The 23,267-nt window shown below is 41.2% G+C and carries 19 protein-coding genes; all 19 read left to right on the top strand.

All coding sequences use genetic code 11. The features are described from left to right. The first annotated feature begins 16 nt into the window (after positions 1–16). The 19 genes from G585_RS0110370 to G585_RS0110275 all read left to right on the top strand — a co-directional run bounded on the left by G585_RS0110370 (position 17) and on the right by G585_RS0110275 (position 23,254). Positions 17–1,894, top strand: coding sequence for a hypothetical protein (locus G585_RS0110370; RefSeq protein WP_022774834.1), 1,878 nt, complete (start codon positions 17–19; stop codon positions 1,892–1,894). A 16-nt stretch (positions 1,895–1,910) separates the two neighbouring features. Next, positions 1,911–2,756 carry a hypothetical protein gene (locus G585_RS0110365; protein ID WP_022774832.1) on the top strand — a complete coding sequence of 282 codons (846 nt, stop codon included), beginning with the start codon at positions 1,911–1,913 and terminating at the stop codon, positions 2,754–2,756. Positions 2,757–2,774: 18 nt separating this feature from the next. After that, positions 2,775–5,189: a hypothetical protein gene (locus tag G585_RS0110360; protein ID WP_022774831.1), complete on the top strand. Its 2,415-nt coding sequence runs from the start codon at positions 2,775–2,777 to the stop codon at positions 5,187–5,189. Between the two features lie 18 nt (positions 5,190–5,207). Beyond that, on the top strand, positions 5,208–6,431 hold the full coding sequence (locus G585_RS0110355; RefSeq protein WP_022774829.1) for a hypothetical protein: 1,224 nt from the start codon (positions 5,208–5,210) through the stop codon (positions 6,429–6,431). Positions 6,432–6,485: 54 nt separating this feature from the next. After that, positions 6,486–8,540: a TolC family protein gene (locus G585_RS0110350; protein WP_022774828.1), complete on the top strand. Its 2,055-nt coding sequence runs from the start codon at positions 6,486–6,488 to the stop codon at positions 8,538–8,540. Positions 8,541–8,553: 13 nt separating this feature from the next. Next, positions 8,554–11,277, top strand: a complete 2,724-nt coding sequence (locus G585_RS0110345; protein ID WP_022774826.1) for a hypothetical protein — start codon at positions 8,554–8,556, stop codon at positions 11,275–11,277. Between the two features lie 12 nt (positions 11,278–11,289). Beyond that, entirely contained in the window at positions 11,290–11,883 is a 594-nt protein-coding gene (locus tag G585_RS0110340) for a DUF4255 domain-containing protein (protein ID WP_022774825.1), read from the top strand. A gap of 5 nt (positions 11,884–11,888) precedes the next feature. After that, positions 11,889–12,692, top strand: a complete 804-nt coding sequence (locus G585_RS0110335) for a hypothetical protein (protein ID WP_022774824.1) — start codon at positions 11,889–11,891, stop codon at positions 12,690–12,692. After that, positions 12,685–13,074, top strand: coding sequence for a DUF4280 domain-containing protein (locus G585_RS0110330; protein ID WP_022774822.1), 390 nt, complete (start codon positions 12,685–12,687; stop codon positions 13,072–13,074). Before G585_RS0110335 ends, G585_RS0110330 begins: the two co-directional genes overlap by 8 nt. A 20-nt stretch (positions 13,075–13,094) precedes the next feature. Next, positions 13,095–14,795 carry a phage tail sheath family protein gene (locus tag G585_RS0110325; RefSeq protein WP_022774821.1) on the top strand — a complete coding sequence of 567 codons (1,701 nt, stop codon included), beginning with the start codon at positions 13,095–13,097 and terminating at the stop codon, positions 14,793–14,795. Positions 14,796–14,817: 22 nt separating this feature from the next. Then, entirely contained in the window at positions 14,818–15,315 is a 498-nt protein-coding gene (locus G585_RS0110320) for a phage tail protein (protein WP_022774820.1), read from the top strand. Between the two features lie 62 nt (positions 15,316–15,377). Further along, the gene (locus G585_RS0110315; protein ID WP_022774818.1) at positions 15,378–15,740 is read left to right on the top strand and encodes a hypothetical protein; all 363 of its coding nucleotides are present in this window, start codon (positions 15,378–15,380) and stop codon (positions 15,738–15,740) included. Further along, entirely contained in the window at positions 15,716–15,940 is a 225-nt protein-coding gene (locus G585_RS20055) for a DUF6760 family protein (protein WP_026663926.1), read from the top strand. The genes G585_RS0110315 and G585_RS20055 overlap by 25 nt, the downstream gene beginning before the upstream one ends. A gap of 12 nt (positions 15,941–15,952) precedes the next feature. Continuing rightward, positions 15,953–17,104, top strand: coding sequence for a hypothetical protein (locus tag G585_RS0110305; protein WP_022774816.1), 1,152 nt, complete (start codon positions 15,953–15,955; stop codon positions 17,102–17,104). A gap of 34 nt (positions 17,105–17,138) precedes the next feature. Continuing rightward, positions 17,139–19,010 carry a hypothetical protein gene (locus tag G585_RS0110300; RefSeq protein WP_022774814.1) on the top strand — a complete coding sequence of 624 codons (1,872 nt, stop codon included), beginning with the start codon at positions 17,139–17,141 and terminating at the stop codon, positions 19,008–19,010. A 2-nt stretch (positions 19,011–19,012) separates the two neighbouring features. Beyond that, the gene (locus G585_RS0110295) at positions 19,013–19,951 is read left to right on the top strand and encodes a CIS tube protein (protein ID WP_022774813.1); all 939 of its coding nucleotides are present in this window, start codon (positions 19,013–19,015) and stop codon (positions 19,949–19,951) included. Positions 19,952–19,972: 21 nt separating this feature from the next. Next, complete coding sequence (locus G585_RS18970) at positions 19,973–20,875, top strand: CIS tube protein (RefSeq protein ID WP_022774811.1); 903 nt, start codon at positions 19,973–19,975, stop codon at positions 20,873–20,875. A gap of 14 nt (positions 20,876–20,889) precedes the next feature. Beyond that, entirely contained in the window at positions 20,890–22,410 is a 1,521-nt protein-coding gene (locus tag G585_RS0110280; protein ID WP_022774810.1) for a phage late control D family protein, read from the top strand. Positions 22,411–22,441: 31 nt separating this feature from the next. Beyond that, complete coding sequence (locus tag G585_RS0110275; protein WP_022774809.1) at positions 22,442–23,254, top strand: phage baseplate assembly protein V; 813 nt, start codon at positions 22,442–22,444, stop codon at positions 23,252–23,254. Positions 23,255–23,267 lie beyond the last annotated feature (13 nt).

The following is a 23,267-nucleotide window of genomic DNA, read 5'->3' as shown; positions in this document are numbered from 1 at the left end:
TAGAAAGGACTAAATAATGGGTAATAATCGTCTGTATCCATTTGAAAAAAACCGTTACTACAAGGGAAAAGAGCTTGCCAGCGCTGATTTTTTGGCAGAACAGAATTACAGCGTCAACAAGTCCAGATTCATGAACAGCCTTATGTATGGATCCGGTATTGTTTGCGGACTTGGAGTGTTTAGTCTTGATGATCTGTCTATCCTGGTTGAGAGCGGAGTGGCAATCGACGGGATTGGCAGAGAAATTGTAGTTGACAGCTCTGTTGTTTTAAAGCTTTCATCCATAGAAGGGTATGAAAATCTTAGAACTTCATCTGCCAGTCTGATCATTAAATACAAGGAGACAGAGGTTCATCCTGTGTATTCCGTGAGCCATAAAAACGGTGAACAGGAATATGAGAACAACCGCATAAAAGAGGGATACGAGCTGTCACTTATCGACAGTGAGGACTATGAGGAAAATTACGATCTTGAAACAGAGTTTCTGGCTACAGAAAATCTCTTTTCAAGTGAGAACTATATTGGAAATATCATCATTCCGAACACAGCCTGTAAGGGACGCAATTTCAAGATAACTGTTGAGATCAAAAAGCTCACAAATAATCCTTGCAAGATCTCATGCAAGGGAGTGCTGGAGCTTCCTGCTTTTACAACTCCTGATGATGAGAAAACTCTGGATATAGATATTGATGATCTCAGGCTTTCAGCCGGAGAGACCTTCGTAAAAGAGTACTGGGTAAGACTTGATAAGACAAGTGCCATCGATTCAGAGATTATCTTAAAGAGCGGGTCATGCTCAGCTTTTGAAGATGACAGGGCAGTGCCTTGTGCCAGCAGCTTTTCCATAAAGTTAAAACTCACAGACGCTTCTCCGATGGAGCTTGTAAACAGAGCTACGGCCATTATGAACCTGGAAATGAGGAGTGTTGAAGCAGGCGAAAACATCAAGCTTGCAGATATAAGCCTTGTCAGATCTGAAGGCACCTACATTATTGATAAGATATCCGAGATAGGTATCAAGAACTATATATCAGCGCCATCACAGGAACTATTAAAAAACAGGTATCTTGAGTACTTTGTGAAAGACGTTGACATTAGAGAAAAGAAAATAAAAGAAAGCTTTGTAGCTGATACAAAAGATAGTTCGGCTCAAAATGCTGACCTTGGCAGATATCTTGCAACAGGAATACTTGAGATTCCTCTTGGCAAGAATGCAAAGGCAGGCGATATAAGGTATTCAGGAGAGATTGCTCACGGGCTTGGAAAGGGAAATATCTATGTTTCTATAGGTTATGAGTATATTTCACAGGACAAGACTCTTGGAGCCAATGCCAGAAATACGATCTACGGTAATCCGGAGCTCTTTTCCAAAGAATCAGGCCAGTCGGTTGATGCTGAAACTGCCGTAAGGGTTCTAAATGACAAGGGAAGCTTTGTAGTTGCAGCAAGACTTTTAAGAGATGTTGAATACCTGGTTCTCACCTACAGATGGATCGCCATTAAGTTTGCATCAGGCGATGAGAGTGATGTGGTTGATTACTACTATGACAAGTCAATTACCGCTGAGACTCCGACAATTGTTATGGGACCTAAGACCAACCACTTCTTCGGAGTAAGGTTTAATAACATGAAAAATTGCAGTATAACCTATGAACTTACGTCCCCTGGAAGCGGCGAGATCACTGCGGATGGTATTTATACTTCACCTGCCAAAGAGGGCGTATACGAGATAAGAATCTATTGCACTGATATGCCTGTTATCTGCACATACGCTTATGCAATTGTTAAAAAGGAGCAGGAAAATCCCGATGCTGAGCCGGTAAGTGCCCCTGCGTCGGAAAATAAGGTAGCTGAAGGATTTACGCTGGATGTACCGGAACTAAAGATGAAATAGTTCTTAAGGAGTGCCAATGATTTTTGAGTCTTCAAAAATGAAATTGGAAGTCATTAGTACAAAGCTTATAGGAGAAACTAATGACTGCTACATATGTAAAGACTTAAAGTCTTCCGGTGGAAGTCTTTATACAGTTATTGTGGTCAAGGACCATGAATGTATAAAGAATGTTCTGGAAGCTTTCAGGCGCCTTGACCTTGTTGAGAACTCCGCCCTTGTTGACAGCTTTGCCTGTGAAGGAATCCATGTACTTGTTTTCCCATACAGGAGGGAAAGAAATCTATTTGATTTCTACGCAGGAGATCTGTACAGCTTAAAGGTATGTGAAGACATATGTATCAACACGATCATAGCCTGTATGCAGCTGGCACTTCCTTATCAGTTGTTGTATCTTCTTTTGACCCAGAACCAGCTTAATCTGTCTTCGGACAACAATATATTTATGAGCTATGCCATAGACCTTAAGGATTTTGACCTTAATATCACTGAGAAGGATTGCGTAGTAGAGTGCGCGAGAATAATCCTTGTACTTCTTGAGGCAAAGGCTTCACAGAAGGCCAACAGCTTTATTCTTCTTCAGAAAAAGAGCGCCAACAGAAGCTATTCAAAGTTCTCGGAGCTTTATAGGGATATTACTATAGCGGCAGTTGGAGATAAGAGAATAACACTGTTTGGCAGAATAAAACTATGGCTTTCACTGTATTCGAATTATATATTCGGTGTTCTCTTTTGGATATGTGTGATACTTGGTATTGTTGCACTGAGTCTTATCTTATCAAGATTTGTGCTTGGAAATGGCTCGTGGCTTAGGGTCATATTCAATAATTTCAAGAATATTGGAACAGAATCGCTTGTACAGTAATTCGTGGTGAGGAATAGCATGAATATAAGAAAGAGGTTGTTACCAATAATTTATATAGTGAGTATAGCTGTATCAGCGGTTATCTTTGCGTTTGTCATGTCCAAAAACGTCCATGATACAGAATACACATCCTATACCAGATCTCTTGTTACAAACGAGGGAATCTATTTTAGTGAAAATCTTGAGGATTTTGCGCTGCTGTACAGACTTACCAGCAAGGGCAAAGTCAAAAATGTTTATAACAGCGCAGATATCGATCAGGAAAGGATCCTCGCTCTTACTGTTTATGACGGAAACCTTTATGCTGCTTTTTCCAAGACTGAAAATGAAGACGAGTACCAGGATGGCAAGCATTACGAGTACTGCATCGGAGAGTTTAATACAAAGCTGAATCTTTTACGAATTTCTAGTGAATTTCATTTGGATGAAGATATACTTTCATCCATTACAGTAGACAACAGCGGAATTTATGTGACTGCAATCTCAAAGGATGGCGGACAGGTAAGGGTAGTATCTTTTTCACATGACAAGATGGCAAGCCCGTCAGAAAGAGGTCACGAGATCCATGTCACAGAAAATGTGATGATAAGAAAGGCAGATCCTGAGAGATTTTTTGTATCTGCAATTTATGAAAACGGCGGCCTTACTATCAGAACCGACAAGGATGAACCATCAGGCTATTTTGCGCAGGATGAAAGAGTTTCAGCTGCAGTATCATCCATGTCTTTGTCAGCACCTGCTGAATTTATAATGTACAGAGCCTACTTCATCATATGGATAGCGGGTACTATCATCTGGCTCATCATTGTAAGACTTGTTTACAACATGCTGAGAGCTTCGAATAGGACCATGTACTCCTTTGTACTGCTTGAGTTTATTCTGGCAATACTTGTTGGATGCAGTATCTATTACATAAGCGGTCAGTACATGGCAGCCAGAAAACAGGAGCACGTCAGGTTTGGAATCATTTCAATGCAGGCTCTTGCAGATGAAGCCGGACTTACAAGGTTTATTGATTATGGTGCGCAGGACTATTTTGATAGTGATGATTATATTCAGACACAAAATGCTCTGACAGATTTCCTTAAAAGAGATGGCAATTCTTCAGTATTTTACGATGTTCTTATCGTAAGGCTTGCTGATGGAATGGTTGTTACAAGCGGAAGCGGAAGAAACAACGAAAGTGCGGTATTTCTTTTCGGCAATGCAATTTCTGATGTTATAGATGATCTTCATAACAGCACAGCAATGTATTCGGTCTGCGAGCTGTACCTTGGAGGAGAAGACGGTTTGGCAATAGGTGTAGCGGATGATGATTTCATCTCTGACTATGCAATCGTTGGAATAATCGATGATACAAGGGTGAATGAGAGATTTAATAAAAGTAACTTTTTCTACATAGTTCTCTTTATAGCCCTGTTTGCTGTTGGAAGTCTGATACTTTTGGGTATTTACTATCTTAATACAAGAGACTTTAAGCACCTCGAGGATGCCCTTCGTGAGTGTGCACTTGGAAGAACGATTCCTGACAGACCTGCGACTGTAGGAATTGATCTTAAAAATATGTGGGATTCTCTTTTTGAAATTGGAAAGAGAGTAGATGAGATCAACTATAAGAGATTTAAGGTATTTGAAGCATATTTTAAATATGCCCCAAAGAATATTGAATTTGCTTTGGGCAAAGAATCAATCATGGATGTCAAAAACGGTGAGAGGACAAAGATTGACGGAAGGCTTTTGACGATCCAGCTTGGTGAGGGACTTGAAAAGGATCTGCTTTTATCTGTGACAACAGCCCTTGAACAGAGACAAAAAGGAAATGACTGTATCATTGTAGGAAATAGTACAGACCTTTCAAGACTGCAAATGCTGTTCATGATGTCGGATAAACCTATGGTGGACTACGCAGCAGAGATCATTCATGACATTAACATGCATGGAAATGTCTTTAACTCAGCCTTTGTTTTCTTTGACACCTTCGAGTTTGGAATAGTTGGAAATGACGGGCTTGCACTTACATATCTGGACGGTGACATATCAAAAGAGTTTACAGGTTATGTTGAGTTCTTTAACAGGCTCCACTTAGGACTTGTTATAACTGAGTACATCTATCTTAGAGAGTATGAGGACAGGTCAGTCAGGTACATAGGCTATATCAAGTGCGAGAAGTACACAGAAAATATAAAGCTATATGAAGTAATGGATGCCTGCGGACAAAGCGAAAGGCATGCCAAGATCCACACATCAAGACTCTTTAAGGAAGCTCTTGAGACTTATGAGAAAAAAGATTTTTATCTGGCAAGAAATATGTTTTCAGATCTGCTAAAAGCGGCTCCGGGTGATGAACTTTCAAGATGGTATCTGTTTGAAAGTGAGAAGTACCTAAATAACGGAATTGCTGACGAAGCTACCTTTGGGGCACTTCATTTGTAATAGAGGAGAGGGTTCTTAGTGCAAAACCTTTTTACTGTTTTAGTCCAGACAATTAAATCAAGATGGGCCGGCCTGGTATCCAAGTTAAAACTTCTTACTAACTGGAACTTTATCAGGACCAAGATAATAGCCAAGATCCGTGACTTCTTTTACAGTTTCCTTAACTTAAAGCCACGAAACAAAAATGATTATATAACGATCTTTGGCTGGATGATATCAAGGCGCCTTGTCCATGCAATGATCATTGTGATAGGTGTTTTAAGTATTTATTACATTGCATCGGAGACCTCCATTTTCAGGCAGTTCGGACAAAACGGAGGTATCAAGACCTACAAATATGATTCTGTGAGACTAAGGCTTGTCAGTGATAACGTCAGGATTACCGGAAAGTCAGGGTATCTTGCCTATGAGGGGCAGGTCGAAAAGGGATATGTTACAGGAAAAGGTACCCTTTATAGCAAAGAAGGAAATGTTGTCTATGAAGGTGATTTTGTAAACAACAAGTACGAGGGACAGGGACTTTTAAATTATTCAAGCGGCAATACCATGTACACAGGGCAGTTCCACGATAATCTCTTTGACGGAGAGGGAACCTTATACAGAGAAGATGGTACCTTTGAATACATTGGAGAGTTTGATCTTGGTGAAAAGAACGGAAAAGGTGTCCTTTATGACAACGGCGAGAATGAGATCTACTCAGGAGCATTTTCAAGCGACAGCATAGTTTACAGTGAACTTTTGGGCAAAACGGTTCAGGAGGCTGCGGACTATTACAAGGGCAGTCAGGTTCTATATCAGATGAACGATGACATTGCCGTATATATGAAGCAGATCGGCGGTGTCTATTACGGAAAGGGAGAGGATGATTCCCTTGATGACAGCATCAAAATAGAATCTGTCTATGTTTTAAAAGATTATTTTGGTTATGGCAATAACAATATCGATACCATCACAAAGCTAAAAAGTATTTTTGGAGACCCAATATATGAGGGCAACTCCACAGTTGTTTTTCCTGAGGTTGTATGTATAAACAAGCTCAACGAATCAGAAAATTCCCTAAGCGGAAGGGTAACCGTATCCACAACTGAAATCTATTCAGATGTTATCGAAGTAAATGAATTTGATAACAAGTACGTTGTGTATATCTATTCCTTCAGAAGAGGAGACCTTATTTATTCCTTTGTCTGCAAGGGACAGGGCGAATACTTTGATTTTTACTACGTTTCTGCAGCAGATGCTTAACATTTTTTGTTTTCGTTCGTATCAATATAAAAGTTTTTTGATTTTGAGGTATACATGATAAGAAGCAGGGGAAAGAGGAGCTTAATATTATATCTGGTAGCTACAATATTTTTCGTGGCTGTTTCATTTTACCTGCCCTCAGGAAGCGAAACTTCTTTTGCCAAAGATAAAACTCTGACCCTTAAAACCTGCAAAAATCTGGCTATCAGAAACAGCAGTAAATATGAGTCTGCAGAGGACCAGGTGGAGGCAAAAAAGGCTAAGTATGAAAGCTCTGTAAAGTCACTGAAACTAAAAAAGAAGAACCTTACAACCTTTAGATGGTCACCTTTATTAAACCTTAAATTTCCTGAAAAGCTGACACTTGATCAGGACTCAGAGTTTGAGTTTAAGCCCATCTCTCTTCAGTATGATATTGACGTTGCCAAGCACAACATAAACGATGTAAAGCTCACTGAGTATCAGGAAGTAAATAATCTTTATGTGGAAATAGTAACACTCCAGAAAATGATCTCTTTTAACGAACTTAGAGTAGAGACCTTAGAGGACGGAGTAAAAAGAAACACAGCAAAACTTAAGCTGGGACAGGCCAATCAGGCAGATGTAGACACCATGACAGCAAAGCTTAAGTCTGTAAACAATACGATAGCTTCTGACAGACGAACACTTGAAGCGGATTTAAAGAAAATGACAAAAAAGGTCGGAATGGATGTGACAACTGGTTACATCTTTGAAGACCCATATATAGATACAAGGCTTAACAGAGACATGCTTGAACCTCTGATCGAGTACACCCTTGACAGAGACGAGACCTATTATGAGGCCTGCATTGAGGAAACAAGAGCAAGAGTGCAGCTTCAGACCAATTTTGATCTGATGAAAAAGCACTACGGCGGCGATACAAATATGATCGCATCCTATGTGAATATGGCAATAAGTGGCCAGGAGGTCAATAAAAAGGGCTTTAAGGCTGATTATAAGAAATTTCTTGAGAAGGTAGACAGCTACTGGACGGGCAAGAAAAAGATCTGCTGGTTCATCAAGATCCCAAGGTTATGGCTCAAGGGATCAATAGACGGAACAAGATATGTTGAAGATGATCCAAATGTTCTTTATCAGGATGTTTTAGATTATGTGAGCGCCTACAAGGACAAGGAAGCGGCCGAAGATGATGTAAGGCAGGCTGTAACTGATTCTTTTAACAATTATGTATCAGTTAAAAACTCCTACGCCCAGTATCAGACAGATGTTAAAGATGCAAAAGAAAACCTTGATAAAAGTTCTCTTCTTAATAAGACAGGAAAGCTCTCATTTTCAGAGTACGATGCGGAAATGAATACCTATGAGGAACTTCAAAAGAGCCTTATAGACACCATGAAGTTATATACAAATACACTTCATGCTCTTGACAGAACAACCTGCGGCGGAGTGTCTGCAATCCTTGATGGAAATGACGCAGATCTTCAGACAGCAAAGCCCGGTGAGAGCTATATAGAAGAACAGACAGCAGAGGGCGCTTACTACTACATCAAACAGATCATTCAGAAGACGGAATTTGAAGTAAATATATATATTCCTGAGGACTTTGATGTGGAAGTGACTGATTACGAGCTTTGGGTAGACAACATACAGATTGGAAGCAAAACTCCAAAGGATGGAAAAATAAGACATCTGGCACTTACGCTTGATGATATAGAGCAGGTAAAGATAAGGCTTTATAACGGTGACGAATTCATAGATGACTGTGAAATAGATCCCCAATCGGTTTCGGGGCCTTTAAATGTTGTAACAGGCTATGACATTAAGACTGTTGAGCTGGAAGAATACGGAACCTATGAAGCTACGATAAACGAGGGCACGGGCCTTGTGGATATAACCATATCACCAACTTTAGATGATATACAGTTCTTTGTCGTTAAGAATGAAGAGGGCATAGCCCTTGGAAGCGGTGAGCCTGCAAGCATCCAGAACGGCTTAAAGCATTTACAGCTTGTGGCATTTGACCTTGATAAACTCACAATTGAACTTATGAATGAAGATAAAGAAGTAATTTATAATGCAAGATTTGATACTGCAAACCAGAAGGTGGTAAAAGCCATCACCCAGTAAAGGGCTGTAAAGTATGAAAATGCATGAGTTTAAGAGGAAAATTTCATACCTGATAAAAAGACTTCCGGTGGTCCTTGCTGTGATCCTTTTGATCACCAGTATTCCATCTGTAAATTCAAAGGCAATCTTTGATGAGAAGGATGCCATTAAGTTTCGTGTGTTTAAGAGCAGATATACCATCGATAATTCAGTTCTTTTCATCGGAACCTATGTCCTTCATATAAATGCCATGACAGATGATCTGTATGAAAAGGCCTCTGAATCAGCAAGCCAGTCGGGACAGTCAGAAGTTTACTACAAGTCAGAACTTGCAGACGGAAGCTGGTTTGACATTGGAGATATACAAAACGGTGTTGAAGGAATATCAAACAGCGGAGTTATCGTGCCTGAAGAAGAACTTGATGAACTCTATGTTCGCTACTATGCAGGAGCAGATGGCATCCTCATTGACCTGTTAAATGACAAGGGAGTTAATCCCTTTGATATTCCCGATCCTTATGATCTAAAACAGCTTGAGGAGCTCAATCCTTTGTGGCTTCAGTATACCTACTCTACTGAGAGCCAGGATATTTCCCAGGAGGATTTCCTGACAACCAGAAACTCCAAGGATAGCGGGAATTTAAGAAGTGACGTTTATTACTATCAGATCCTTAGTACATTCTTTAACCTGAATCTAAGGGATGAAACTACCAATAAGTATGATAAGCAGCTGGCAGCTCTAAACAGTATATATGCGGGCTACAAAGCAAATGACAATCAGGATGAAGCAGAAGTTGTATATAAGCTCATGAAAAAGGTCGATTCTGCAAGAAGAGCAATTGTTTTTGAAAAGCTCTCTCAGCTTGATGTAAATGCTCTTGATACTTTGTTTTCGCTGGCAAACGGAGCTTATTATACAGCATCAGGAAACTTTAAGGATTCGTCATCAGAAAACAATGCAGGAAGTGAGCCATCTTATGTGAGAGAAATGCAGGATTCTCTCCAGTACGATTTTGAGGCATCATCGGGTGCAAGCTGGTTCCAGGGATGGATGAGGAGCCTTGGACTATCCCAGGACAGTGAGGGATGGTGGAGAGTACTTGAAGAAGCAAATTCAAGTGACAGCGATGAAGACGACGATGAGGATGAAGAAAAGAGTAAGGACAAAGGAGATGCATTTAAGGTTGACAGCGGCATTACCGAGGCAATAGTTACTTGTATTTCCAACTGTTCAACAAGCTATATCAAGTATTCTTCAGACGGATTAAATGACATAGATACAGTTCTTGGACATGCAGAATATGAATACAGCACTCAGGTTTTAGAAAATACAAGCGGAGCGGAGCTTGGAGGACCTGTAGAGTATCTTAAGCACATATATAACATAAATGACGGAATTATAGCTGACGCTGATGGAGAGTGTTCTCTTTTGGAAAATTCTCTTTTGGGACTTGCAAGGAATAAGTATTCTTCAATGGTAAATGGCGGAATCGATCCTGAATACAATTCAGTTCAGGGGGAGAGCGCAAAGCAGTCAGTACTTGAAAACCAGACAGCAAAGACTGACGGATTATGTGCTGAACTAAAATTTATCCTTGATGCCATAAAGAACAGAAAGGCAGCTGCCGACTCTCTGACGCTTGTATATGAGGTCACGGACTGGGCAGAGGGACTAAAAGCAGGAGTTGTGCAGGATGATTACAGCTCTGCAGCGTATCTTTCCATCGAAACATTTTTAAATTATCTAAAGAAACTTGCAGAGGAAATAATAGCTTCAGATGAGAGCCTTCGCTCGGAACTTGATAAGCTGCGGGATAAAAAGAGCGAGCTTCAAAAGGAGCGGGATAAGTGCCTTGATAATAATGATCTTGCGGGAGCAAAGAAATATGATGCCATGATAGCGGCAGTTGATAAGGATATTGATTCACAAAATGGCAGTGGAAGCGGCGATGGTAGTGGCGATGGCAGTGGTAATGGAAGCGGTGGAAGCGGCTCATCAATTTCAGATGACCTTTTGGCAAAAGCCGTTGATTCTCTTCAAAATGATGCCAATGCAGATCTGTCAGATATAGCAGAGGCTTTATCAGACCTTGGAGAAGATGAGGCTTTGGACGATCTCTTAGACCTTGCTGAAAAGTCAGGAGCAGGAGATGACACTTTAGATGGTATCAGGAAAGCCAAAGATAAGGATATGGCCGGAGGTTCTTTATCTGAAGATGATCTTTTATCTCTTTTGGAGAGCTTTTTTGGCAAATCTCTTGATGATCTTGATATGAAGGAGCTTGCAATTGTTACGGTAGCTCTTTCAAGGTTCTACAGGATGGGAAATGCACCGGCTGCGGCGATTGCTTCAAGGCTTGCGACCAAGGGAGTAACAAACAATAACATTTATTTTTATAGTCAGTGCAAGGGAACCCAGAGCAGTGAATACGTAAGTCTTAAATCCATAGGAGATGTGACTGCTTTCAGGTATTTCTACGATGATACAAAGAAGATATCGACTATGACAAGTGGTGCAAAGATATACATCTTTACCAACGGAAGTGATGTGATGTACAAAAATTCTTACGGCGAAGATGAGGAGAAGATGAACAGCCAAGTTAAGCTTTCAGGCGTTCCTCACATATCAGAAGCAGATTCAGTCGTTTATTTCAAGATAGAGACCGAGTATGTTCCAAGCTCATCCTACGCAGTATGTTACACAACGCCTATGAAGGCAAGGGCAGAAGAATTTTTGGAACTTCTAAATAGTCAGTGATAGGAGCAGTGTATGGCAGATTATCCGATCATAGCAGATGTAAGTGCATATATTGTAAGGACTCTCAGGGAAAAGATGTGCCCTGAACCTATACCATCCCCAAACAATATAGAGATTTCTTCACCTGCATCTCAGGACGTTGACTATATTGTAGGACTTTACCTTTACGACATAAGGGAGGCAGTTCAGCTGTCTACTCCCAACTATGTGCAGAGAGGAAGAGTCCAGTTATCAAAGCCGCCAAGGCCATATGAACTTTACTATATGGTCTTCATAAACGGTTCCTCCCAGATGGGACTAAAGGCACCGGATATACAAAAGATCATTGGTCGTGTTGCTCAGATCGTAAATGACAACAGCTCTGTACGACCCAATGAGTTGCAATCCTGGCTGGATACCCAGGAACCTCCAATAGTGCTGTCTCAGGCGAAGATAAGTCTGGAGGAGAAAGTAAGGGTGTGGCAGGCTATCAGCAAGCCCTATCAGATAAGCCTGTTTTATAAGGCGGCACCCGTAATGCTTTCAAGCGGTGAGATCATCACCACACCTCGTGTATCTGAAGCTGAATTTGGATTGTATTCAGTAGGAGAAGAAAGGAGGGAATAGCGTAAGTGAGTGCTTCTGTTATTCGTGTAAAGATTGACCTTGTGCTAAGGCTTATCGACACGACCACAGGGGCGGCAGCCTCAGAAATGAACGTAAAGTTTATTGAAAAGGGCTGCGAGATCAAGCCCTTATACAAGGGCGATGGTACATTCATATTCATAAATAAAGGCAGAGAGAATACTCTTATGCAGATCAGGGCTTATGGATATGAGGATATAGATATTGCCGTGAATTATGAAGAGCTTGATGAAAAAGCCCCTACCTGTGATGTCTTCCTGATACCATCAGAGAAAGTCATTAGTGGTGAGCCGGTGCTTGGCATATCCGGAAACCTCCCTTCTCTAAAGTCACTTGATGCAATAAACATCATGCGTCCTGTATGCTCATTAAACGAGTTTGAACCCAAGAAAAAGCTACTTTCAGTATTTAGCTTTGTTGCAGGTAAAAAGATAACTCTCGATGATGTGTACTATGGACTGGCATCAACTGATGAAAAAAGCTATGAAGAGTTTGTTGTTACAGATCAGAGCGGTGACAACAAAGTGGTTTTGAAAGATCTTATCCAGACTGAAGTTAAGCCCAATCGAAAAATATTCAGATTGCTCTATGGCAATGTGAAGGAAGATGGAAGCTTTATTTTCAGGATCAGAGATGATGCGACGGTACTCAAATATCTTATCCGCTTTAGGGCGGGGGATGAGACGTACTTTAGATTCATCGATTTCAGAGAAGAAAATGGAAAGATCGATCTCATGGAAAAGGCCGAAAGATTAACTGATCCGGAGCCAAAGGAGGTGGAAAGTGAGTGAACTAGTAACGGCTGGAGCTACATGCATGTGTTCCTTTGGAACAGCACCTGCTCCACTAAAGGTTACCTCGCAGCTAAAGGTTCTTGCAAGCGGCAAACCTGTGGCAACTATACAGGATTGTCAGGGACTTGCAAACATAGGACCCTTTGGAATGTGTACAACTCTTACCAATCCAATGGTGGCATCAGCCACAGCAGCTGCTTTGGGTGTACTGACCCCCCAACCCTGCATTCCTGTTCCGGCAGGAACATGGATACCAACTCATCCCAAGGTATTAAACAGTGGTAAGCCTTGTCTTACATCTGACTGCAAGATGATGTGTGCATACGCAGGGCAGGTTTCAATTGTTAATCCAGGCCAGATCAAAGCTACAGCTAACTAAAAAATAGAAGGAGAAAAACTATGCCAGAATATTTATCACCAGGTGTATATGTGGAAGAATATGATAATTCTCCACGGAGTATAGAAGGTGTGGGCACCAGTACTGCAGGATTTATCGGTCTTGCTGAAAAAGGTCCTATAGAGGGGGCACCACTCCTTGTAACCAACATGAAGTCTTTTAAACAGCAGTTTGGCGGATTTCTTCCTGAATTTCTCTATGGAGAATATAGATATCTTGCAAACAGTGTTGAGCAGTTTTTTGATAATGGCGGAACAAGATGTTATGTAATGCGTGTTGCTCCTCCAAAGGCAAAAGTAGCAAAGAAGAAAATGGGTATTTTATCTGTTGAGGCTGCTAACCCCGGTAAGTGGGGAGATAAGATCCAGGTCTTTTTCTCAACCGGCAAAAAACATAAGATGCAGCTTATCAAAAAGGTTGATACCGGCTATATTGCAAAGAGCGTTGATGGATTCAGAGAAGGAGACATCGTTGAATTCAATGGAACCTACAACAAGATAAAGACTATCTATGACAATGTAGTAGCTTTTGAAGAAGATATGCCAAAGGGCGTTGTTGACGATGCTATCGTTCCAAAGTCACTTGTTTATCTGGTTACTGTAGATGTTAGTGTCAGATATGGCGATGATGTTGAGAATTATTCAGAGCTTTCTTTTAACAGAAAGTCCACAAGATACATCGAGTCAAAACTTTCGCTTAGCAATATCGTAAAGATCACCGTTGAGGACATGAAGGGCATTGGTAACCCTGTAGAAGCAATCCTTGGAGATGGCAATACTGACGGAATGTTCTTCCTTGAGGGCGGTGATGACGGCAACATTTCAGGTGTAAATGCTGCAACATTCATAGGTGAGGACAATGGCCCCGGAAAGAGGACAGGTCTTCAGGCATTTAAGGAAAACAACGTGATAAGCATGCTGGCAATCCCGGGTGTAACAATTCCTGAAGTAATTGTTGCCCTTGTTGGTCACTGCGAGAACTTAAAGAGCAGATTTGCAGTTATCGATATGCCGGGTGACATGTATAAGACAGCTGATCTTATCGGTTACAGACAGATGATCGACAGCTCCTATGCAGCTATGTATCATCCATGGATCCAGGTATTTGACAGATCCTCAAATAAGCCTGATTTTATCCCACCATCAGGTGCAGTGATGGGTGTTTACTCAAGAACTGATATCAACAGAGGTGTTCATAAGGCTCCTGCTAATGAAACAGTCTTCTGTACAGGACTTAAGGTTAACTACACCAAGGATGAGCAGGACATCTTAAATCCTGAGGGCGTAAACCTTATAAGAGCTCTTCCCGGACAGGGAATCAGGATCTGGGGTGCAAGAACAGCATCCAGCAATACCAACTTCAAATATGTCAACGTCAGACGTCTGTTCATATTTGTTGAAGAGAGTATCAAGGCAAATACCAACTGGGTTGTATTTGAACCAAACGATGCTTCACTGTGGCAGAGAGTCAGTCTTACAATTTCTAATTTCCTCGATACCTTGTGGAGAAACGGAATGCTGGCAGGAGAGTCCATTTCAGACAGCTACTTCGTAGAGATCGGACCTTCTACTATGAGCCGTGAGGATATTATGAACGGAAGACTTATCTGTAATATCGGTATCGCTCCTTCAAGACCTGCAGAGTTCGTAATCTTCAGGATTACACAACACACTGCAGAAGCAGGCGGCGAATCTGAAGAATAATACAAAGAGAGGATAACACATTATGGCTGATGCATATAAGAATGATAAAAACTCTGATTATCCGTTAACCAAAATGAACTTCCTTGTCACAGTTAATAACATCGCAGGAACAGCAGCTTTCAGCGAGGTGACAGGAGTAGAGTCAACGGTAGAACCAATCGAGTTCAGACAGGGTAACTCAGCTTCACTGGCACCGGTAAAGATCCCGGGACTTGTAAAGCACGGTAACGTTACTCTTAAGATGGGCTATATCATCAACAGCCCGTTTAAGACATGGATCCAGGAGTGTGTAAGTGAGACAAGAGGTCAGATTCCTCGTCAGAATGTGACTATTGAGCTCATTGACATAAATCCGGGAGCACCGGCTCAGCTTGTTACAGCTGCAACCGGAACAAGGCAGTGGACACTAACAAATGCCTGGGTAACCAAATACTCAGCACCTGATCTTGATGCAAAGACAAGTGATGTAGCAATTGAGAGTGTTGAAATTGCCTATGAAGAACTTGTAATACCTAACTAAATTCATGGAGGCAGGGGCCGTTTTTGGTCCCTGCCAATAAACACATATAGAGGAGGCACATGATGGAAACAGTATATGAATTCACACTCCCTAAGGGATATGTTGATGGAAATGGGGATGTTCACAGAAAAGGCAAGATGAGACTTGCAACAGCAGGTGATGAGATCACCGCTACAAGAGACCCGAGAGTCCTTGCCAATCCGTCCTATCTGACAATAGTTATTTTGAGTAAAGTCGTAACAGAAATAGAGGGACTTGATGCTGTGACGGCTACTTCGATCGAGAGGCTCTTTACTGCAGATCTTGCTTTTTTGCAGGATATGTATCAGAGAATAAATGATATAGAACCTCCTGTAATGCAGTGTGTCTGCCCTGACTGCGGCAAGACCTTTGAGGTTCCATTAAATTTTACTCAAGAGGGCTAAGGCTTTATCCAAAGGACGAGCTCTTTAAAGAGATGTCTTTTATCTCATACTACTTCCACTGGAGCGAAAAGGAAGTCCTTGAAATGGACCATTCAACGCGCCGAAGGTGGTGCAGTGAGATATCGGAGATAAATAAGAGTCTTAATCCCTCTAAGGAGAAAAAAGAAAAGAGTATTTTTGAACTTAAAGCTGACAGATAGAGAGGTTAGTTAATGGGTGTATTAGATACTATTGCTAAAGGCATAGATAACATAACAGGTAATAATAAAGCTGAATTTGATCCCATACCCAGTTTTAACTTTGTGCTGTGGGTTGAGGGTGTTTATTTTCTTCCGCTTAAGTCTGTACATGTATTTACCAAGGAAAATGAGTTTGAATACATTCAGGAAGGCGGGGTCAATGACTATGTTCAGATGAAAAGAAAACCTGTGTCCAAGCCCTTTACATTTCAGGTTGAAAGATATGTAGATACGGGCTGGTCTAAGTTTTTGGACCCTTTGGCAAACGGTACCGAAATGATGCTCCCTATGTCTCTTTTTGTATATAAATCCAATGCCAAGCAGGGCTTTGCCAGTGAAAAGAGTGCAGAGGCCTGGGCTTCGAGGTTCTACGTTTTTACAGGCTGTGTTGTGACAGCAAAAGAGTATGGAGAACTGAATGCAGAAAAAAGCGGACTTTTAGTAGAAACAACGACCATAGCCTACAGAGAGCTAATGGTTGTAAATAACCCTATAGATGACTCCACGACGGATGGAAGATGGGATAAGTTTGACGATGACAGCGACTTTAAGAACAGCTTTGATCCGCTTACCTGGAGAGGGAAAGATGGCAGATTTGGAAAGACTCTTGAGCATACAGACAGGGTAAGGGTTTCTAAAAATGATATAAATCAGGAGTTTGGTGCTGAAACTATAAACGGCGGAGAGCCAAGAGTAGAAGCTGATGGAACCATAAATGTATCCCCATATGCGATGCCGGATGATTTTGATGCTTCCAAGAAAACAATAAGTACTTCGCAGTTTGCACCAACAAGTCCAAACATTGTGACATCAAAAAATGATGTTACTGAGAGAAAGATAAACGGAGAAAAACAGTCAAACGGAAAAACTTTTGAGATGAAAGGTAAGGCGGATACGTCACCGGTTTCAGCCCATATTGCAGTTTCAAAGCAGGATAAGGAGACCTGGAAGGTAAATGATCAGGTGGCACAAGGGGCCTTTGACATGAAAGATGTCGATTTAAAAAAGCCAAAGCCACATACAAAGAACGTAGCAACGTCGCCTGTTGATGGCTCAAAGCCGGCACCGGTTAAATGGCCGCCCACAAGAAGAGCTCTTATGGCAGATATGTTATCCAAAAAGTAAGGGAAAAAGATCTAATGAGGGGAAGCAAAGGTAAATGCTTAAATTACTCGCACCAATTGAAATAACTGCAAAGACTACAATTGTAAATGATAATGAAAGCTTTACTCACAGCATTATGGCAGGCTATGACCTGATGAAGACAAGGCTTGAGAAGACAGATCTTTTGCATGTGGTAAATACGCCTCCTGAAGTGTACATAGCAGAAGGGGATGGCTTTACCAGCATCCTTAACCAGAATAGTTCCAATCAGGTCAATTATGAAAAGATAGAGATAATAAACAATCTCATGAACAGCATAGTAAACAGCGCAAGTGTGGATCTTACTTACCAGATGAGGACCTTTGTGACAGATGCGCTCTACAAGCTTGGAATCCGGGATGACAGGAAATTCATGAAGAGCTTTTATGAGATTGTTAATGAGTATAAGGAAAAAAACAAGCTCGTTGATATGTTTTTTTCTGAAAATACTGAAGTGGAAAATATTAGAAACTCCCTGACTGAGCTTATAAACAACAGGGAGATGAGTGACAACAGAAGGTTTGAAAAAACTGAGAATTTAAATCTTTACGAATCAATTTTTAACAGACTTCAGACAGGGGCAATCTACCAGATAGTTTCAAACTTTGCACATACTCAGGAGACGAATCAGATAAGTGCAGAGGAGTTTTTAGTTTCAGAGCAGAATAATACAGCTCTTAACATGCTTATAAACAATATTGCTCAAAGTGCTGAGTTTAAAAGCCCCGAGATCATATATAACTATGAAAATGAATATGAGCAGGAATACGCTGAAGGAAATGTTACAAATGAGCAAAATACCAGCCTTGTAACTTCTGCGGTATTTCTTGATATGATAAGAAACCTTTATAACACAGGTTATGACAGATTCAGTACCAGTAGTAATACTTACTATGATTTTACAAGCACCATCTACAATTCATCAAATAATACCTTTCACAGGCTTTACAATGAGACCTTTGTGGACAGGACAAGTAACAGACTTGTAGAGGAGTATGAAAATACCAATAAGGCAGAAATCGTAAATACTTACGAAGATAAGTCACAGATGAGCAGCGATGAGGTGCTTGTATCGGTACTTAATGAGATAAACATACAGAATGAGGAAAGACGTAAACAGTACACTCAGCTTATAAATCAGATAGAGAGAAAGTATAAAAACAAAAAGAAAAAGTTAAGCTTCAAAGAGACAATAAAAGATGCAAAGCTAGCCCTGAATGACAAGGACAGACTCATAGAAAAGCTTGAAGAGAGGGAAGAGGAAAGTGCCCTTCTTGATGATCAGATGAGGAAAGAAATTGAGCTTATTTTCCCTGATGAAGCAGGAAAGATATTTGAGACTGTTGCTAACTACTATAAAAATACCACAGAGGCGGGCGTATCCCAGATGACCCAGCAGAGCATCAGTATGCTGATAAGCAATATCGAAGAAGTACGTCACCTTAATGAAGCAAGCTATCAGGAAAATGTTGAGATAAAAAATGAGATAAGTGAAGGGGCAAAGATAGTACACAACATCATTGAAAATGGCAAAGAGAATATCAGAACAGTTGAGACTGTAAAAGAAAATGTACCAAAGATAGAGAAAGTCCACAGAAAGAGCGAGACCATTTCCAGTGAAGATATAGCAGAGACACTAAATCAGTACAGAAGAAATATTACAAGAGAAATAAAAAATGAGGTGAAGCAGGAAACAGAGAGCATACAGAATACAACTACAAACAAGGTAATAAATACCATAAACACAACGAAACAGGAAATAGAAACTCCTGATATCCGCAGGATGGTACAGGAGGGAGTTAACGCTTCGCTGGGAACCATAAGCGATAAGGTATACACAAAAATAGAAAGGCGCCTTGCGAGCGAGAAAAGTAGACGAGGTTACTGATCATGGGTTTTGCAGATTTTATAGGCAGTGCGGCGAGCTCAGTTGGCAACTTTATAAAAGACAATACTTCTACAAAGAAGGCAATATTGTGTATGGTCAATCCTTCTTTGGCCAATGAATACAATACTTTTTCCATAGGACCTCAAAAGCAGAAAAACAATGTAAAGCTCTTTGAGCTTGCTGAAAAGGCCAATGAAAAGGAAAAAGAGCTTTTGGCAAATGCAGAAAGCGCTTTAAAGATATCCGATGTGGCCGGGAAGCTGCCAGGTTTTCTAAAAAAAAGTGATACTTTTGTGGAGTTTGAGGTTCAATATAATCCCAATTCCCTCAGGTTTGAGGCAACTGCAGGAGAACAGGTCTATATTCAGAACACTCAGAAATCAGCCTATGCAGATGAGCTTAAAAAGATCAATTCAAAGACCACCATATCGCTTGATTTTCAGCTGGTTTTTGATGATCTTCAGATAGGCGATGCCTTTTCACTGGATACAGGAAGTCTTATATCCAATACAGCAGCAGAAAAGGTAAAGGATTTTACCAAGGCGGTTCAGGGCAAGAGCACTAAGCATACGGTGCAGCCCCAGATGGATATGCTGGTGGCAGCCATTGCAAGAGCATCAACAAGGCAGGTTATCTTTTTCTGGTCAAATATGAGCTTTAGAGGCGAGATCACAATTGTAAATGCCAGATATACCATGTTTAACACCAAGGGTAATCCTATAAGGGGCGTCATTGACTGCAGAATTGTCCAGAATGCTGAGATGGCCGAACTTAAATATGATGACAAATACTGGAATAAAAAATTTGACAAGGTGTTTAAAGAGGGAAGTCCAATTTCAGCTTCAGCTTTAAATGATGGCGGAGAGATGATGAAGAAGGCTCAAAAGGCTACAAAGTTAAGCTCCGGTAATTTTTTAAACAACAATTTCTTTAGCTTTTAAGATTTTTGTAAGGAGATGCCTATGGGTTTAGGAAGCATACTTTCAAGTGCGGGAAGCGCCATAGTAGATTCCCTTGAAGATATAGCGGGATTTAATGAGAAAGCCATTATAGAAATCACAGATATAAGTGACCGCAATCTAAAGCAGGAGGAACTGGAGAAATATAAGACCGGTTCTATGAATACAGGCTTTAGCAGCAGCTTTGCGGCCAATTATATTCAGTCTGACATTATGAGCAATGTATCTTCCGTACAGGGAAAGCTTTCTCAGATTGCAGGAAATGTTTTGGAACTGTCAGATGAACAGCAGATAGCATCGTATCTGAGTGCAGCAAAGAGCAGGCAGTTTGTTGTTATGTTTAATCCCAGCGAGATATCTCTTTCAGCTCATGGTGGAGGTCAGTTTCCAAGTGAAATTTTTGAAGATTCACCCACAAAGCACACAGATCTTCGAAGCTCATCAATCCTTCCTGCAAAGGCCAGAGTTGAGTTTTCAGTCAGACTTCTTTTTGACAGAACAGATATAAGGGAAGCATTTATGGCAGATAAGGCAACTCTTTCAGGTTCAGGACTTGTTAAGGAAGGAATAAATCTGGTCAAGAAGGCAGCAGGTAAGAAGAAGGAGACTTCGGTTCAGAAGGAAGTGGAAGCCTTTATAGGAGCCATTAGAAACCCTAATACGAGACTTATCTCTTTTAACTGGGGAGATATGTGCTATGAGGGAATACTATCAAGAGTAAATGCTGATTACACCATGTTCAATATGAATGGTGAGCCATGCAGAGCCTTTGTGACAATAAGGATACTGTGTGTATCTGACAGGTATAAAGAGTCTGCGAGCGTCTTTGGTCAGAGATATGAAAAGTACTGGGGCAAAGATGATTCTGTATCAGCTGTGGCAGGAGCTATCAGCAGCATATTATAGGGGGTTACTTGGGTTTGGCTACTTATAACTACAAAGATCTGTTTGATAAGTACGAGTCTTTTTATGATTCCATATACTATGTGTACGTAGGGGACAGGGATATTGTCAATTCCAAAAAGAGCATTTATACGATCGATGATCTTTATGTGGAGCTTTCCTGTGAATATAAGGCTAATATTGCGACTTTTACCATAATCGGAGCTTTTGATGAGGAAGGCAAATCCTTTGCAGTAGATGAAGCCAAAAAATATATCATGCTCGGTTCTTCTGTGAAGATTGAAATGGGGCATGGAACTTCTGTAAGAGAGGTATTTAGAGGGTATATAGCAAGAGTTGCCTTTAATTATGACAAAGATTCAGCCAGAGCTCCGGGAATAGCTATTACGGCCATGGATGTAAAGGGCATCATGATGGTCAACTGTTATTCAAAGAGATTATCGGCCAAGTACTATTCTGATGCGGTGCAGGAAATATTTAATTCCATGACTTACCAGTCTCTTATTACCAGTCAGATAGTTACTTCCTATGAGGTTTCGGCAACTCCCGATAAGTCGATGATCCCGGGCACGGGAGCTCTTGGTGGGGCAGCAGGTGGCCTTGGATCTATGGCAGGTGGCCTGGGAGGCGCTGTAACTGGTAGTCTTGGATCTATGGCGACAGGAGCACTGGGGTCAGTAGCCCAGGGAGCTGTCAGTTCAGTAACAGGAAATCTTGGGAGCGGATCTATACCGGGAGCCGGCAGTCTTCCAACTTCTGGATTATCAAGTGTCACTGGAGCTGCGGGCGCAGCAGGTGCAGCAGGTGCGGCAGGTGAGGTTATACCTGACCTTCCAAATGACAGAATAGAGATGAACTGTGAGAGTGACTATGACTTTATCGTAAAAGCTGCAAAGAGGTTTAATTATGAGTTCTTTTCACTTGGTGGTTATGTGTATTTCAGAAAGGCCAAGGAAAATGCAGCTGTACTTATGGAGATAAATCCATCCTGCGTTATCTATTCCTACAATATCGAATATGATCTGACAGGAATAGTAGGAGCAGTTGAAGTAAGAGGAATAGATGCAGCAAAAGGCAGCGTTATTACTGCCAAAAGGAAAAACAGCAACAAGCTTTCGCTCGGAAGCAAGGCAAAATCCCTTGTTTCAAAGCAGACCAAGGTCTATTTTGACCCCAGTGCAGATACAAAAGAAAGTGCGGATCAAAAGGCCGAGTCTTTGATGGAAAGCATATCCTACAGACTGGCAAGTCTGGAGATGGAAATAGCGGGACTCCCGGAGATAATACCTGGAAGTTACATCCAGATAAGCGGGATAGGAAGTGCAATTTCGAATACATATTACATCACAGAGACCGCGCACTATATAAACCATGAAGGAACCTATATTACAAAGATAATAGGAAAAGCGGCCACAATTGCTGATGGCAACAGTCCTCTTGGCGGTATAGGAGGCCTCGGAGCAGCATCTTCAATTGCGGGCAGTATAGGAAGCGGCCTTGGAGATATAGGTAGTATGGCAGGCAGTTTACCATTCTGACAAAAACTATTTTTAGCAAGGAGGAGCAAAAATGCCACTTTTTGATATTTTTGATGAAGTAGCTCAAAAGCAGATAGAAAAGACTGACCTTGGAGAGAACAGGATGCTGGGGGTATATCTGGGAAAGGTTACATCAAATTTTGATATGACTCTTCCGGGAATGGTGAGGGTTACCATCTATGCAAGGGACTATGACCAGGAAAAGCAGGTATGGGCAAGGATGAGCTATCCGTACAGCGGCAGCAACTGGGGTGAGTATTTTTGCCCTGAAGTAGGAGATCAGGTTCTCATAGCCTTTGAAAACGGCAATATATCAAGGCCCTATATTATTGGCAGTGTTCCAAAAAGCACCGACAGGTTCGCAAAGGGCTGCATAGATATGAACAACGCCAATAAAAAGATAAGAACGAAAAATGGAAATTCCATTTCCTTTGTAGATAAAGCTGTAGGAGAAGGCGCCATGGATAAGATAACCATCTCAACTTCTACAGATGCCCATCAGATTGAACTGAACAATGAGGGCAAACAGATTGTCATAACAGACAAGAGTAAATCCAACCAGATAGTTATGAAAACTGAAACAGGTCAGATGGAGATAAAGGCACAGACCAAGCTGACAATAAAGGTCGGAGAGACAATAGAGCTTACCATGAATGGCAATAACGGCACGGTACTTCTTAAGTGCAACAAGCTGAAAACAGATGTTACCAATCAGGTCCAGATATCGGCAAACAACAACACAAAGATCGAGGGCGGCAATGTGTCACTGACAGGTAATTCAATGCTTAAGCTTGAAAGCAGCGGACCTGTAAATATATCTGGAACACCAATAAAACTTGGATGATCGGGGTAAAAAG

It is taken from the genome of Butyrivibrio sp. AE2015 (genome assembly GCF_000420825.1).
Classification (GTDB): Bacteria; Bacillota; Clostridia; order Lachnospirales; family Lachnospiraceae; genus Butyrivibrio.
Note: the sequence above shows the minus strand (reverse complement) of the source record. Positions and strands in the feature narration are given on the sequence as shown.

Excerpts from the sequence above, each read along its gene's own strand:
- G585_RS0110325 (WP_022774821.1), top strand. The coding sequence starts at position 13,095 with ATGCCAGAATATTTATCACCAGGTGTATATGTGGAAGAATATGATAAT.
- G585_RS0110315 (WP_022774818.1), top strand. The coding sequence starts at position 15,378 with ATGGAAACAGTATATGAATTCACACTCCCTAAGGGATATGTTGATGGA.
- G585_RS0110275 (WP_022774809.1), top strand. The coding sequence starts at position 22,442 with ATGCCACTTTTTGATATTTTTGATGAAGTAGCTCAAAAGCAGATAGAA.
- G585_RS18970 (WP_022774811.1), top strand. The coding sequence starts at position 19,973 with ATGGGTTTAGGAAGCATACTTTCAAGTGCGGGAAGCGCCATAGTAGAT.
- G585_RS0110360 (WP_022774831.1), top strand. The coding sequence starts at position 2,775 with ATGAATATAAGAAAGAGGTTGTTACCAATAATTTATATAGTGAGTATA.
- G585_RS0110370 (WP_022774834.1), top strand. The coding sequence starts at position 17 with ATGGGTAATAATCGTCTGTATCCATTTGAAAAAAACCGTTACTACAAG.
- G585_RS0110365 (WP_022774832.1), top strand. The coding sequence starts at position 1,911 with ATGATTTTTGAGTCTTCAAAAATGAAATTGGAAGTCATTAGTACAAAG.
- G585_RS0110305 (WP_022774816.1), top strand. The coding sequence starts at position 15,953 with ATGGGTGTATTAGATACTATTGCTAAAGGCATAGATAACATAACAGGT.
- G585_RS0110300 (WP_022774814.1), top strand. The coding sequence starts at position 17,139 with ATGCTTAAATTACTCGCACCAATTGAAATAACTGCAAAGACTACAATT.
- G585_RS0110320 (WP_022774820.1), top strand. The coding sequence starts at position 14,818 with ATGGCTGATGCATATAAGAATGATAAAAACTCTGATTATCCGTTAACC.
- G585_RS0110350 (WP_022774828.1), top strand. The coding sequence starts at position 6,486 with ATGATAAGAAGCAGGGGAAAGAGGAGCTTAATATTATATCTGGTAGCT.
- G585_RS0110295 (WP_022774813.1), top strand. The coding sequence starts at position 19,013 with ATGGGTTTTGCAGATTTTATAGGCAGTGCGGCGAGCTCAGTTGGCAAC.
- G585_RS0110340 (WP_022774825.1), top strand. The coding sequence starts at position 11,290 with ATGGCAGATTATCCGATCATAGCAGATGTAAGTGCATATATTGTAAGG.
- G585_RS0110345 (WP_022774826.1), top strand. The coding sequence starts at position 8,554 with ATGAAAATGCATGAGTTTAAGAGGAAAATTTCATACCTGATAAAAAGA.